Annotated in this window: 13 protein-coding genes; all 13 read right to left on the reverse strand. The window is 42.8% G+C overall.

Going from position 1 to position 13514, the window contains the following annotated elements; translation table 11 throughout:
• Positions 1–1152, reverse strand: coding sequence for a glycosyltransferase family 4 protein (locus ACWPVL_RS03245; RefSeq protein ID WP_454386865.1), 1152 nt, complete (start codon positions 1150–1152; stop codon positions 1–3).
• Positions 1153–1155: 3 nt separating this feature from the next.
• The gene (gene cps2T / locus ACWPVL_RS03250; RefSeq protein WP_454386867.1) at positions 1156–2328 is read right to left on the reverse strand and encodes a beta 1-4 rhamnosyltransferase Cps2T; all 1173 of its coding nucleotides are present in this window, start codon (positions 2326–2328) and stop codon (positions 1156–1158) included.
• A 30-nt stretch (positions 2329–2358) separates the two neighbouring features.
• Positions 2359–3735, reverse strand: a complete 1377-nt coding sequence (locus ACWPVL_RS03255) for a sugar transferase (protein WP_454386869.1) — start codon at positions 3733–3735, stop codon at positions 2359–2361.
• A 3-nt stretch (positions 3736–3738) separates the two neighbouring features.
• Positions 3739–4455: a tyrosine-protein kinase gene (locus ACWPVL_RS03260; RefSeq protein ID WP_061910181.1), complete on the reverse strand. Its 717-nt coding sequence runs from the start codon at positions 4453–4455 to the stop codon at positions 3739–3741.
• A gap of 8 nt (positions 4456–4463) precedes the next feature.
• Entirely contained in the window at positions 4464–5159 is a 696-nt protein-coding gene (locus tag ACWPVL_RS03265) for a CspC family polysaccharide chain length determinant protein (protein ID WP_454386871.1), read from the reverse strand.
• Positions 5160–5187: 28 nt separating this feature from the next.
• Positions 5188–5919 (reverse strand): capsular polysaccharide biosynthesis protein Cps4B, encoded by a 732-nt coding sequence (gene cps4B, locus ACWPVL_RS03270; protein ID WP_454386873.1) that lies wholly within the window; start codon positions 5917–5919, stop codon positions 5188–5190.
• A 3-nt stretch (positions 5920–5922) separates the two neighbouring features.
• Positions 5923–7380 carry an LCP family glycopolymer transferase CpsA gene (cpsA, locus tag ACWPVL_RS03275; protein ID WP_454386875.1) on the reverse strand — a complete coding sequence of 486 codons (1458 nt, stop codon included), beginning with the start codon at positions 7378–7380 and terminating at the stop codon, positions 5923–5925.
• Between the two features lie 327 nt (positions 7381–7707).
• Positions 7708–8307 (reverse strand): anaerobic ribonucleoside-triphosphate reductase activating protein, encoded by a 600-nt coding sequence (nrdG, locus tag ACWPVL_RS03280; protein WP_297664802.1) that lies wholly within the window; start codon positions 8305–8307, stop codon positions 7708–7710.
• Positions 8273–8818, reverse strand: coding sequence for a GNAT family N-acetyltransferase (locus tag ACWPVL_RS03285; protein WP_454386877.1), 546 nt, complete (start codon positions 8816–8818; stop codon positions 8273–8275). The genes nrdG and ACWPVL_RS03285 overlap by 35 nt, the downstream gene beginning before the upstream one ends.
• Before the next feature lie 9 nt (positions 8819–8827).
• Positions 8828–9325 carry a GNAT family N-acetyltransferase gene (locus ACWPVL_RS03290; protein ID WP_454386879.1) on the reverse strand — a complete coding sequence of 166 codons (498 nt, stop codon included), beginning with the start codon at positions 9323–9325 and terminating at the stop codon, positions 8828–8830.
• A gap of 55 nt (positions 9326–9380) precedes the next feature.
• Entirely contained in the window at positions 9381–9518 is a 138-nt protein-coding gene (locus tag ACWPVL_RS03295; RefSeq protein ID WP_005592063.1) for a hypothetical protein, read from the reverse strand.
• Between the two features lies 1 nt (position 9519).
• Entirely contained in the window at positions 9520–11715 is a 2196-nt protein-coding gene (nrdD, locus tag ACWPVL_RS03300; RefSeq protein WP_454386881.1) for an anaerobic ribonucleoside-triphosphate reductase, read from the reverse strand.
• A gap of 121 nt (positions 11716–11836) precedes the next feature.
• Positions 11837–13393 carry a heme transporter CcmD gene (locus tag ACWPVL_RS03305; protein WP_454386883.1) on the reverse strand — a complete coding sequence of 519 codons (1557 nt, stop codon included), beginning with the start codon at positions 13391–13393 and terminating at the stop codon, positions 11837–11839.
• Between the last annotated feature and the right edge of the window lie 121 nt (positions 13394–13514).

A 13514-nucleotide genomic window follows, 5' to 3' on the forward strand; every position in this document is an offset into this window, starting at 1 on the left:
TTATTGTAAATTATCATAAAATTCCGAGAAGTTCTTAATGTAACTATCTAAAGAAAACAGCTCTTTTTGTATCTGATACCCTTCTCGCCCAAATTGTTCTCTTTTTTCAGAACTATCTAGTAAGAGAGAAATGGCATTAGACAGTTCTTGAGGACAATTTGGTTTCACTAAGTAACCACTTTTGTCATCTACTACCATTTCAGCTATTCCCCCATTGTTATAACCAACAACTGGTTTTGAACAAGCCATAGCTTCTAGGACTACTGTAGGTAAAGAATCGGGTTTTATACTTGGTAGGACAAAAATATCAAACATATTATAAAGTTCAGAAGTCTTATCGTAGTAATCAATACGATGAATTTGCGACACAACAGATGAAGAAGCTATTCTGTTATCTAGTTCTTCTAAGCGCCATTCTTCACCAGAAAAAACACCACCAGCTAGGAAAGCTACTGCTTGCCCATTCTTTTCCAAAAGTGGCTCGACTGCTTCTATGAAATCATTTTGTCCTTTGATAGCATTGACCCGACCAATCATGCCAATCACAAGTGCATCTTGCTCAATATCAAATTTTTCACGAATGGAAGATGCATCCATCGGGTAATAGACAGCATTATCCACGCCGTTATAAATCACTTCTACTTGGCTATCTTTGATAAAGCGAGACTGCTTGATGTGATTGGCAACCGCTTGGGACACCGTCACAATCTTGTCTGCGTATCGTCCCATGAGCATATTGATAAAGTCAGAAATAGCTTTGGGTTTTACGATAATCTCATGAACATGCCAAATCAAAGGCAACTTGAGCTTGCGTTTCAGATAGATTCCCTCCAAAACAGCCGCTGTATTATTGTGAACCACATCAATACTGTGTTCTTGCGCATACAGAACAATTTGCTTGGCACAGAAACGATAAGAACGAATATAGTCGACAATGCCTTTGGGATTAAAATACTTCCTTCGTAAAATCGGATAATCCAAGACGCTGACCTTAGCTCCGACCTGACGCAAGGCTTCTACAAGAACACCGTCATTGGGTAAAATGACATGAGCTTCAAATTCCTCTTTATCCAGCCCCTTAATTAGCTCTAATAGAACCTTATCTGCTCCATACATTTCTGCCCCAGCATGTAAATATAAAATCCGTTTCATTCTTTATCCTTTAAACACTTCCTCATAATCCGACACAATCTTTTCCCACGTAAATGCATCCTCAATTCGTTGACTAGACTTTTCGTCTAATTCCGAAATAGCACCTTCGTCAAATCGTTCCACTTCTTCGATTACATGCGCTAGCTCATCTTTTTTCCAGTAAATGGCTCCATCCTCACCAACTTCACGGTTAAAGCCAACATCTAGTAACAAATTTAGTTTTGTTGATGCAAGGGCTTCTAAAAGCGATGGGTTTGTCCCACCAACTTCATGGCCATGGAAGTAAGCAAAAGCATTCTCTCGTATGTACTTGAGCAATTCTTGGTCATAGACAGTCCCAACAAATTTGACCCTTGGATCTTTGTCGAAACCTGTATCCTTGAGTAACTGATCATAAAATTTATTTTGTTCCACATTTGTAATGAGAACAAAGTCTTTTTTAGAATTAGACTTCATAAATTCACGAATCATGGTTTCATAGTTGTTTTCGGGAACGAATCGTCCCACAACTAGATAATATTCGTTTTCAGCAACACCTTTTTCTTGATACCAATTACGAACTTTTTCGTCATCAGGTTTTAAAATAGACTTGCTTGTATCTGTCCCATAGGCGATATAAGTCGTCTTGGGCTGATACTGTTTATAGTCTTCTTGGATATATTTTTCGATATTTTTACTATCGCAAACTAATGAGTCAGCATGTTTGACCATGAGTTGCTCTGAGTATTTCCAATACTTACGGACAGGTAAACTCCATTTCGCTCGGAGCCACTCATGCCCATCAGGATTGACAAATAAACTGCCTCCGATAGCTTTGATTTTTTTCTTGAGTCCAGCGATAAAAGGACCAATACGACAAGCTAAAATATAGAAAATAGGAGCTTCATCCTTATTTGCTTTAGCGATTTCAATCGCTCTATTTACAGCAGCGATATCATAAGCAATGGCTCTGGCTGGACCAATATTAGGTACATCAATATTAAAACAAATTGCCCCATTATGCTCAAACTGGTCATCTGTGATGCCAGACTTAGCCGAATTTTCGCGCATGCAGGCTACATAGTACTGTATATTCCTATCTTGCTGGTATTCTGTTAATTTTTCAACAAAGGTTTCAAAGCCTCCATACTTGGCAGGGATTCCTTTTGAGCCTATGATATAAACGGACTTCTTCATCTTTCTCCTATCAAGGAAGCGAAGTCTCACTTACTTCGCTCCATCTTTCATTAATACAACTTTAACAGTCTTTAGTAAAATTTTAATATCTGACCAGATGGTCCAATCATCAATATAAGACACATCTAATTTTACAACATCATCAAAATTCGTGATTTCGCTGCGGCCGCTGACTTGCCAGAGACCTGTGATACCTGGTTTGAAACTCAAACGTTTTTTCTGTTCAGGCGTGTATTTTTCATACTCATCCACAGTTGGTGGGCGTGTACCGACTAAGCTCATATCGCCTTTGAGGACATTCCAAAACTGAGGCAGCTCATCCAGACTTGTCTTGCGGATAAAATGTCCAATCGGCGTGATACGAGGATCATTATCGACCTTAAACATACCATCTGACATCGTGTTTTGTGCCATCAGCTCTTTTTTGCGCTCTTCAGCATCCACCGCCATAGAACGGAATTTATAAAATTTAAAGATACGACCATTCTTCCCAACTCGATCCTGAGAAAAAATAGCTGGACCGCCATCTTTTTTGATCTGAGGCACTAGAAAAATAGCAGCTATCCCACAGAACAGCAAGCCAAATAGGGCACCGACGATATCTAGAAGTCGTTTCAAAAGGACATGGTAATAACTATAGAAGCGGGTCGAAAACGTCACGATATTAAAACCAGCCACATTGCGAATGCGCTTTTCACCATTGGTTGGGAAATCTAGGGCATTGATATTAACATTGACATCGATTCCCATATGCTCAAACTGAGAAATCAAATCTTCCAAGCGATAAAGATCGCTAGGTAGGTTGATAAACACCTCATCCACTACTGACCGGGTTGCGTACTCAATCATATCTTTTTCCAGCACCACATCAAAAGCAGAGCTTGTAAAAGAAGGATCATCTACTACTGTAACCGCCACTATCTGACCAGCAAAGTCTTGTGCTTTTTCTATTTGAGCAAAAAGCTTTTCTATCCTAGAGCTTGTAGTAATGACAAAAACTTTCGTACTGTTCTTTGATTTAGCGTGGACAGAAGAGTAGTATTTTTTGAACAAAGTATTAGCCGCGTAAACTAATAGACCATTTAGTAAGATAAAATAGATGAGCCCTCGGCGCGAGATAGAAAAGTGTTCCTCCATGATAAAGGAAGCGAAAGTGACAAAAAGGGCATAGAAGGCACTGTACTTTAAAGTTTGGATGAACTCTACAAAATAACCTCTACGGAAAAAGTGATGAAAATAATTACTGATGTAAAAAGCAAGGATGTGAAGCAAAGAGAGGATAAAGACACTTGTCCTTGTCAAGTCAGAATTAGAAATAAAGCTCACTAAAACCGCTGCCAGCATAGACACCAGCAGTTCCAATACAGCTACTCCTAACTCTTGAATTTCCCTTTGCTTTCTAAACATACATTACTTCTCGCTTTTCTTTTCTTCTTCTCTCAAACGATCTCCATAGTTTCCGTAGGAACCATAGAAACCGTATTTATCTGCTTCGACATTATATTTATTTAAGATTACACCAAGGAAAGGAGTAGAGGACTGCTCCAGCTGGGTCTTAGACTTTTGAACCATTTTCCGTTTCACTACATTACTAGCAACTACTAACATGCTTGCATCACAAAACTTGGAAATAAGAGTCGCATCTATGACCATACCGATAGGAGGAGTATCCACAATAATATAATCATAATGGCGACGGAGAACATCCATCATTACCTCAAACTTTTCGCTCTGCACAAGTGCCGTTGGATTTGGTGAGGCTTGCCCTGAAGTGATAACAAAGAGATTTTCCTCATCCGTTTCACACAACCCCTGTGATAAGTCTGTAGTCCCAGACAAGTACTCTGTTAGACCTGTGATTTTCTCACTACTCCTAAAAACACCACCAAGCATCTTAGAATTTCGAATATCCGCATCAATCAAAAGAGTCTTGTAACCTGCCTTAGCAAAGGTCAGGGCCAGATTCGTTGATGTTGTCGTCTTTCCCTCTCCCGGGAAGGTAGAACTCACGGCAATCACCTTGATGTTCTCGCCACTAAGTTGGATATTAGTCCGAAGAGCATTGTAATACTCCTCTACCCTCGAAATAGAAAGTTTCTTCTTTTTTGCTAACTCTAATATTGGCATTGTATCTCCTAACCTACCTTACTCATATCTGGAACGACACCAAGCAAGGTCATTCCTAAGACTTCTTCAATATCTTCTGGCTTCTTGACACGGTCATCAAGGATCTCAACAATCACTACTACAATGACCATCAAGACACCACCCGCAAGCACTCCAATGATGGTATTGCGACGGATGTTCGGAGAAGACGGTGTTTTCGGTGTTTCCGCTTCTTCCAGCGTTGTAACATCAGAGACCTTGGTAACAGCGATAATTTTCTCAGCAGCGACTTCGCGCAAAGTATTGGCAATACGGCTTGCTTCTGCTGGATCCGCATGCGTAACCGTAATAGACACAATCCGAGTATCTGTTGGTACAGTCACAGTTACCTTAGATGCCAAGTCAGATGGTGAACCTGATAGTTTCAATTCTGAAATGACGGATGCCAAAACATCTTGAGACAGGATAATTTCCTTGTAGTCCTTTACCAGATACGAACCAGCCTGTAAGTCTTGGTTAGTCAAGGTAGGATTTTCGCCCTGCTGACGATTGACAACGTAGATACGTGTCGTGCTCTTATAAGCAGGCTTAGCAATAAAAACGCTATAACCTAGGGCTAAAATACCTGTCAATAAGGCAGTTAAGATAATTAAAAATTTCCGTTTCCAAATTGTCTTCAGCAAAGACAATACATCGATTTCGATCATTTGATTTTCTTGATTCATGTATTTACTTTCTCCAGAGTTTGATTGATTAAATAAACTCGTTACTTAATAAAATTTCTTGGTTTGTCTTAAAGAGTTCTTCCGCACGCTCAGCTCCATATTTTTTCGCGACAATCTGATAGGCCTTTTGCATATAAGGCGGTCTGTCATCGAGATTGTGCATATCGCTGGCAACGAAATGAACCAAGTCCCGTTCTAGAAAGAACTGAACACGCTTTTTCATAAATTTGTAACGATCACCAAAGAGCTTAGGTTTCAAAACATTTGAACTATTGACCTGCATATAGCAGCCCATATTGATCAATTCGCTGACCCTGTCTTCATCATTTTCCAGACAGTGATAGCGCTCGATATGGGCCACTACCGGAGTCATACCGAGGCGAATGACATTACCCAAGGCGGAATGAATATCTTTGTAGGGTGTATTCATACTAAACTCGATCAAGACATACTTGGTGCCACCTAGACTGGGAAATGTCCCTTCCTCTAGTTTTTTCAAAACATCACTAGTATAGTAAATCTCCGCTCCATATAGCACGGTCAAGTCGTCAGCAACTTGCTTGGCCAAGTCCTGCACTTGCTTGAAGTTTGCTGCAATCTTTTCTTCGGGCGTTTCAAACATGCCCTTTCGGCGATGAGAAGTAGAAATAATGGTACGAACGCCCTGACGATAGCTTTCTTCGAGCAGACGTCGGCTATCCTCTAGTGTCTTAGGACCGTCATCCACATCAAAAATGATATGCGAGTGAATATCAATCATGCTTTACTTCCCTTCCATTACTTCTTGGATCGCTGCTTTGGCTGCTGCCAAGCTATTTTGATCAATTTCCATCATGTAGAGATTGGCTTCTGGCATCGCATGAGAAGGCAGACCTGTATTTCCAGTTCCGGTCAAGGCCTGAGAAGTCACGTTATAATTTCCGCCTGACTCCAACTGAGTATTGATCAGATTCATCATTGTTTCCAAACTCATATCGGTCTGAACAGAATCCTGCAGTCCTGAAAGAATGGCATTGTAATTCTTCAGTGCATCTGTCGAAGTCAGTTTCTTAATGACCGCTGCAATAACCTTTTCTTGGTTCTTACCACGGTCATTATCTCCACCATTTAGAGAATAACGCTCACGGACGAAGCCTAGAGCTTGGTCAGAGTTAAGATGGACCTTACCTACAGGGAAATGGTAATTACCGTGCAGACTAGTAAACTCTTGGTCGTTCTCAATATCAATCCCACCCAGCAAGTCAATCAACTTGAGGAAGGAAGTGAAATTCAGACGCACATAATAATTCAAATCAATACCGTAGAGATTTTCCAAGGTGTGAACTGAAGCGTCCACGCCATAAATACCCGCATGTGTCAGCTTATCCGGCTGATTAAGGCCACCATCTGCAATCGGAACATAGGCATCGCGCGGTGTCGTTGTCAGCAAGACTTTCTTGGTCTTACGATTGACTGTCATGATAATGTTGACATCTGAACGTGACACAGAAGAAATTGGTCCATAAGTGTCAATTCCACTGACGTAGATATTAAAGACTTCAGCATTTGGATCTTGCTTGCCAATGGCTGTATCGATCTTCTTGCTCTTCTTGTAAGTGTAGATTTTTTTAATCTTAGAAGCATAGTCGGGGTCTTCTCCACGAATGGTATCTTCAAAAACACTATTCAAGACCATAGCCTTGGCTTCACCAGAAGTCAGCGACTTATAGGCGGCGAGATAAGAAGATGCTGTGTCCACTGTTATCTCATGCCCCTGTGTCTGACTGATATTTTTCATCAGCGCTTGGATATTGTCTTGGTCATTGCCTGATGGGGCTAAGACATTTGTCAACTGCTTGAGGTCCTTAACATCACTATCTGCCGACACCACGATACTCATTTCATACTCAGAGTAGTTGGAAGTGGAGTTGACGCCAGCCGACAAGTCAACCAAGCCCTTTACAGCATACATAGACACAGACCCCACAAGCAGGGCTACTATTAGGATAGCACTAGTGGTCTTGCCTGCCTTACCCTTGAAAATCAGGAATCCTGATAGAACCGCCACTGCTAGGATGAGGGCTGTCACTAAGATATTCACATAGCGAAAAGCTAGAAAATGATAGCGGAAAATTGTGAAAATCAAGAAGGCCGCTAACAAAGTATAAACACCCAAGAGGGTGCTATTAACTATTTTTAATTGATTGTTTTTCTTTTTAGACTTTTTTGCTCTCTGATACATTTCCCTTACTACTTTCTGTGCGAAATTACTCTAGTCTATTATAGCATAAAAATATGATTTTTTTAAGAATTTCTTAAGAATATTACATAATTGTAAAAAAATCCTATTCTTTTGTCAACGACTTCAATTTTGAAATCGAATTCAAGCTAAAACACAGAAAAATAAAGCGATACCAATGCATTGGTATCACCTTATTCTGTAAGATAGATCTCCGCTCACGAAATTCAGAGAGCTACTGGCATATAGTAAGGACATTTAAAAAATTATGGACAAAATTGAACCAAACGTCCTATTTTCATACTGAAAATTTTGCTCTGATCTTGACGATTATAGTAAGCCGTCTCGATCAACTTGCTCATAGGTTTGGAGGCCATCATTGAGCTTGTCCCAGATGACTACCTGTCCTGATCGAAGAGACTTCTGCACATCAATAATGCGCTGATTGGAAGAACCACGAAATTGTAGCATGAGATTTTTCTTGGTAATATCAAAACGGCCGTCCACCAAAATGTCAATCAGACTCAGCAGTTCCAGCTTATCCTCCGTTTCCAGCATCATCTCCTCCCAGGTGTAGCCCGTCCAGGACCAAATATCCTTGTCTGGAAGCTCTCTCCGAATCCGCTTGACCAAGGGCAGGAGAATGCCTGTATTGAGAAATGGCTCGCCGCCTAGGAGGGTCAGCCCCTGCACATAGGGTTCCGCCAAGTCTTTCATAATCTGCTCCTCCAACTCTTGGGTATAAGGAATGCCGGCGTTGAAAGACCAAGTTGCTGCATTATAGCAGCCCTCACAGTGGAACATACAGCCACTGACATAGAGGGAGTTACGGACACCTTCGCCATCCACAAAGTTAAAGGCCTTATAGTCAATGATTCGCCCCTTACTCAGCTCCTCACTTTTCCATTCTTGAGGTTTGGGATTGTTCATCTTCATCCTCCAAATCAATCCAATAACGCTGACTTCTGTCGATTGTATTTTCGTAAACACCGCCAGCAGAGAGAATGGTACGGCGGCTGGCTTCGTTGTCTTCATCGCAGGTAATCAGCACTCGTTCCAGTCCTTGCTTGCGAGCCTCTGCTAGCCCGAGCTCCAGCTGCATCTTGGCCAATCCCTTTCTGCGTTGACTAGGCCGGATAGAATAGCCAATATGCCCACCCTCCACAAATAATTTGTCATTTAAGGACAAGCGCAGGGCTAAAAAGCCCAGAGGCAAGCCGGTCTCATCAAAGGATAAAAATTGGATGGCAGGAACCCAACCTGCTGGCAAGTTTGCCACATCTTCCTTCCGTTCTACAATTTTCAGCCAATCCTCATAATCCTTTGCTCGTTTCCAAGTAGAGCCCATGCCGCCGTGCATGTAGGATTTTGCAGCATCAAACTCAGCAATCATCTCTAAAATCGCGTCTTTATCTTCCAAAGTTGGTCGTCGTAACTTCATAAACTATCCTCAATCTAAATCAATCCAATAGCGCTCTTTACCAGCTCGAATATCCTCTAACGCTCCGCCATTAGCCAGAATCACTGCCCGACTGGCAGCATTATCACAATCGCAAGTCACTAAAGCACACTTGATATTTTTACTTTTGGCTACTTGCAAACCTTGCCGCAGCTGCTCTTTGGCCAATCCTTTCCTACGCGCAGACGGACGAATACTGTAACCGATATGCCCGCCTTCTTGGAGCAAATGGTCATTGAGCCGCAAGCGCAGATTGAGAAAGCCTACAGCCTGACCATCCGCAGCAAAAGAAACTAGTTGGATGTAAGGCACAAAACCTTGTGGCAAGCCTAGACCTGCTTCAGCTAGCTGAATCGTCTCCAGCCAGTCCTCATAAACAAAATCCGCTCCGCCAAAGAAGCCATCCTGTCGGCTACCAGCTGCTTCAAAGTCAGCCAGCATCTCTAAAATCTTTTCCTTGTCTTCTAGTTTCGGTCGTCTCAGCTCCATAGATCCTCCTGATACGAAGAGAGTGAGACCACCTTGCGCCCCACTCTGACTTCTATTATTTCTTGTTTTTTTCTAAAAATTGCTGACGCAGTTTGGCTAATCGCTCTTTTTTGCCATTGCCTCCCCGCGAATGTTTTTCATGGAAACGCTGCACCTGAGCCTTTCCTTTGTCGTCCAATTGATACTTTCCCATCTTAATTTCCTTCGTACTTAATAGTTGAGCCATTCATGTGCTTGACCCGAGCTGATATTTCCTTGTGGCGGCCATTAACCATCGGACGTGCTTGCGGATTTCCTAAGTAACCGCAGGTCCGCTTGACCACATCGACCGTTTTAGGATCGCTGTTGCCGCAGTTTGGACAGGTGAAGCCCCGCTCGGTCGGCGTAAAATCTCCCTCAAAGTTACACTTGTAACAGCGGTCAATCGGTGTATTGGTTCCCAGATAGCCGACTCGGTCATAGGCATAGTCCCAGACAGCTTCCAGAGCCTTGGGATTTTGCTGAAGAACAGGGTATTCACAGTAGTGGATAAAGCCGCCTGAGGCTCCCACTTCAGGATAAATCTTCTCAAAGTCCAGCTTTTCAAAAGGAGTTGGATTCTTGCGCACATCGTAGTGGAAGGAGTTAGTATAGTACTCCTTGTCAGTAATATCTGGAACGATGCCAAACTTCTCTGTATCCAAACGGCAGAAGCGGTCGGTCAGGCTTTCAGATGGCGTCGAGTAAACAGAGAAGTGATAGTCATACTGCTCGGACCATTCTTCCACCCGACGCTTCATATCTTTGACAATAGCAACTGTAAAGTCCTTGGCTTCTGGATTGGTCTCCCAATTACCGCCGTAAAAGACTGCTGCCACTTCATAGAGCCCGATATAACCTAGGGAAACCGTTGCCCGACGGTGAGTAAAGAGCTGATCTACCTGATCGTACTTGCCCAAGCGTTTGCCAAAAGCCCCATACTGATAAAGAATCGGTGCATTGGCTGGACTGGCTTCCTTGGTCCGCTCCACGCGGTATACCAAAGCATCCTCAGCGATATTCATCCGCTCGTTAAAAAGTTCCCAGAATTTATCCAAATTCCCCTCGGACTCAAGCGCAATCCGCGGCAGATTGACAGTAACGACACCAAGATTCATACGGCCAGAGTTGACTTCCTGACCATTTTCATCCTTCCAGCCTTGCAGGAAAGAACGGCAGCCCATCGGTACCTTGAACGATCCAGTCAAGTCGATAATCTTGTCATAGGAAAGCACATCTGGATACATGCGCTTAGTGGCACACTCCAGAGCCAGTTCTTTGATGTCATAGTTAGGCGTTCCCGGCTCGAGATTGAGCCCACGCTTAAGGGTGAAAATTAGCTTAGGAAAAATTGCTGTGCGGTGCTCGCTTCCCAGTCCCTTGATACGGATATTGAGAATAGCCTTCTGAATTTCCCGCTCAAAACGATTGGTCCCCAGACCAAAGCCCAGCGAAGTAAAAGGAGTCTGACCATTAGAGGTAAAGAGGGTATTGATCTCATACTCTAGCGACTGCATGGCATCGTAGATGTCCTTCTTGGTCTTCGCCCAGGCGTACTCTTCCTGCTTATCCGGCAAAACCCATTGCTCTGCATCCTTGAGGTGCTTTTGATAATTAAGCTCAGCATAAGACGCCAAGACCTCATCAATCCGATCGGCTGAGCAGCCACCGTACTGGCTGGAAGCTACATTGGCAATGATTTGCGAGATTTGCGCTGTCGCAGTCTGAATAGACTTGGGACTCTCTACTTCTGCATTGCCAATCTTGAAGCCATTTTTCAGCATGCCGTCAAAGTCAATCAGACAGCAGTTCGTCATTGGCGTATAAGGGCTGTAGTCCAAATCATGGTAGTGGATGTCCCCCTTCTGGTGGGCATTGGCCACATGAGGCGGCAGCATCTTAAGCCCAATAGACTTGCCAACAATCCCTGCGGTCAAATCCCGTTGGGTATTGAAAACATCGCTGTCCTTATTGGCATTCTCATTGACTACTGTACGATCTTTGTTGAGGAGCTTGTCAATAGTAAAGTTGATATCAGTCGCTTTTGAGCGCTCAAAATCCCGTTGGGTGCGGTAAGTGATGTAGTTCTCTGCAATGGCATATTCCTTGGCATTTAAAAGCTCATGCTCAACGATGTTCTGAATCTCATAGATTTTGACGTACTTGGCGAAGCGACTGCTGATTTCTGCCACAACACGGTCCGTGATGGTTTCAAGTTTAGCTTCCAGCATAGGCGTCATGGGACCAAGGTCCTGAGCAGCCCGCACCATAGCCTTATAAATCTTGCTCACATCAAAATTCACTCTCCGGCCGTCCCGCTTCTCAACGTAGATGGCGGGCGCTGTATCAAATTTGGCTTCTCTTAAAATCATCACAAGCACTCCCTCTTCTCAATTAATCATCTACCAAACATTATATCACTCCAAAATAAAAAATCAATATGTTGTGGTAAAATTGTTATTTTTTTATTTTACACACAACATATTGATTTAATTACTTGATTTGATAAAGCTTGAAGTGATTGAGTTTTAGGTTCACTTCTTCATAATCTTGAGAAATTTTCTTTTTCACATCCGAAAAGAGTTTCACATCTTTATTGACTAAGATAAACTTTGGACTTGACTCGTTTAAAGCATTACGCAAGAAAATGCGATTTTCCTCCGTTCCTGTATAAAGCGACGGACTCAGTATAGAAACAGCGGATAAACGCTGCGATTTTTTATAGAGGCTAGCTGTATTGTCCCAAGCATAAATGCTATCCTTGCTAGTGCTGTTTTCACGAATATGTTGGGCAGCCAGATTTCTCTCTGCTGAAACTCCGTTGGATAGAATATACTCATTTACAAACGGATAAGCTACGAGATAAAGCATCGCAAGCAAAGGCAGAAAGAGTTGCTTGCCCAAGTAACGATTCCAGCTAGAAGCCTGGGTAGGCTTACGGTGGCGTCTTTCATGTTCATCCCTGTCCCCACCTGTATCCAGCCACAAGGCTAGTAATAGTAAGGCAAAAGGCAGAGTCGTCAACAATTGATAAGCGCCCTTCTCTGGCAGACCTAAAACTCCAACAAAGCTAATAGGGAGGCCTAGTAGCCCAATAAAGCGCATGCCACGCGCAGCAGTTGGCTCTTCTTTGAAAGCAAAAGCCGTCATCAGCGCTGTCGCAAAACCTAAACCTAGGAAGAGCAAACCGTAATAGAGCAAATGATCTAATAAATAGCTGCTATTGAGACGAAAAGCCTCTAGAACATAAGTCACTTGGCTAATCGCCACACCAAAGGAACCATTCAAAACCGTATAGTAGCCCAGTGGATAAAAGACTAAAGAAAAACCTAATAGAACTGCTAGCAATTGATAAAAACCACGCGCTTTTCGCTTGTCAGTGATATTATACAGAAGCAAAAACAGCGTTGTCAATGAGTAAAAAAACAGACTAAAAGCTGGCTCGATTAGAAAAGCCAAGGCTCCAACCATTCCAAAACGAATGAAAGATTCATCGCGGACACGCCCTTGTAAGTACTTCACTAGATGGGACAAACTCCAAAAGATAAATGGAAAGGCAAAAATCATAGAATAAGTTCCGCCAAATCCCAGCGTCAGTACAAACAAATAAAACAAGATTGTAATCTGGCGAGCCAGACCAGTCCTAACCGTTATATGCGTAATTGTTTGGAAGAGATAAATTCCTGCCAAGGTCAGGGCCACTACTTGGAAGAGTAGAAACACTACCGGACCAAGGAACAAATTCCCCAACCAGCTCAGCAAATAGTAGAGGAGACCGCTGGTTCCATATATGTTTGCATAGGCAACCTCTCCCTGAGCCAGCGCCCAGCCAGCGTACAGATTCTGCGACTGCAGGTTGGTAGCTAAGTTAGTCAGTAGAGGGTTGAACACGCTAGTCAGACTGACCAAGATGCTCCACACAAATAATCGAAAGGAGGGAAGCGGCTCGATTACTTTTTCTATCCGCCGTCTCTCATTCGTATTTTGCCAGGTCTCTGCGGATAAAGATACTGAAATTTCCACATTTTCCTGTCGGTTTCTATCATTCATAAAAGTTCTCCTTGATTTCCATACTATATAGTATATCAAAAAGCACTCTTTCTGTCAGCCTTATCTTGGCTTCCTTTCTCCTTTTGTCCCTTCTTTGCCAAACGCTCCAAATCGCGAAATC

The sequence above is a fragment of the Streptococcus sp. Marseille-Q8145 genome, from assembly GCF_965112035.1.

Bases quoted from the DNA above. Each gene is read 5' to 3' on its own strand.
- ACWPVL_RS03245 (WP_454386865.1), bottom strand. From the start codon at position 1,152: ATGAAACGGATTTTATATTTACATGCTGGGGCAGAAATGTATGGAGCA.
- cps2T (WP_454386867.1), bottom strand. From the start codon at position 2,328: ATGAAGAAGTCCGTTTATATCATAGGCTCAAAAGGAATCCCTGCCAAG.
- ACWPVL_RS03255 (WP_454386869.1), bottom strand. From the start codon at position 3,735: ATGTTTAGAAAGCAAAGGGAAATTCAAGAGTTAGGAGTAGCTGTATTG.
- ACWPVL_RS03260 (WP_061910181.1), bottom strand. From the start codon at position 4,455: ATGCCAATATTAGAGTTAGCAAAAAAGAAGAAACTTTCTATTTCGAGG.
- ACWPVL_RS03265 (WP_454386871.1), bottom strand. From the start codon at position 5,159: ATGAATCAAGAAAATCAAATGATCGAAATCGATGTATTGTCTTTGCTG.
- cps4B (WP_454386873.1), bottom strand. From the start codon at position 5,919: ATGATTGATATTCACTCGCATATCATTTTTGATGTGGATGACGGTCCT.
- cpsA (WP_454386875.1), bottom strand. From the start codon at position 7,380: ATGTATCAGAGAGCAAAAAAGTCTAAAAAGAAAAACAATCAATTAAAA.
- nrdG (WP_297664802.1), bottom strand. From the start codon at position 8,307: ATGAACAATCCCAAACCTCAAGAATGGAAAAGTGAGGAGCTGAGTAAG.
- ACWPVL_RS03285 (WP_454386877.1), bottom strand. From the start codon at position 8,818: ATGAAGTTACGACGACCAACTTTGGAAGATAAAGACGCGATTTTAGAG.
- ACWPVL_RS03290 (WP_454386879.1), bottom strand. From the start codon at position 9,325: ATGGAGCTGAGACGACCGAAACTAGAAGACAAGGAAAAGATTTTAGAG.
- ACWPVL_RS03295 (WP_005592063.1), bottom strand. From the start codon at position 9,518: ATGGGAAAGTATCAATTGGACGACAAAGGAAAGGCTCAGGTGCAGCGT.
- nrdD (WP_454386881.1), bottom strand. From the start codon at position 11,715: ATGATTTTAAGAGAAGCCAAATTTGATACAGCGCCCGCCATCTACGTT.
- ACWPVL_RS03305 (WP_454386883.1), bottom strand. From the start codon at position 13,393: ATGAATGATAGAAACCGACAGGAAAATGTGGAAATTTCAGTATCTTTA.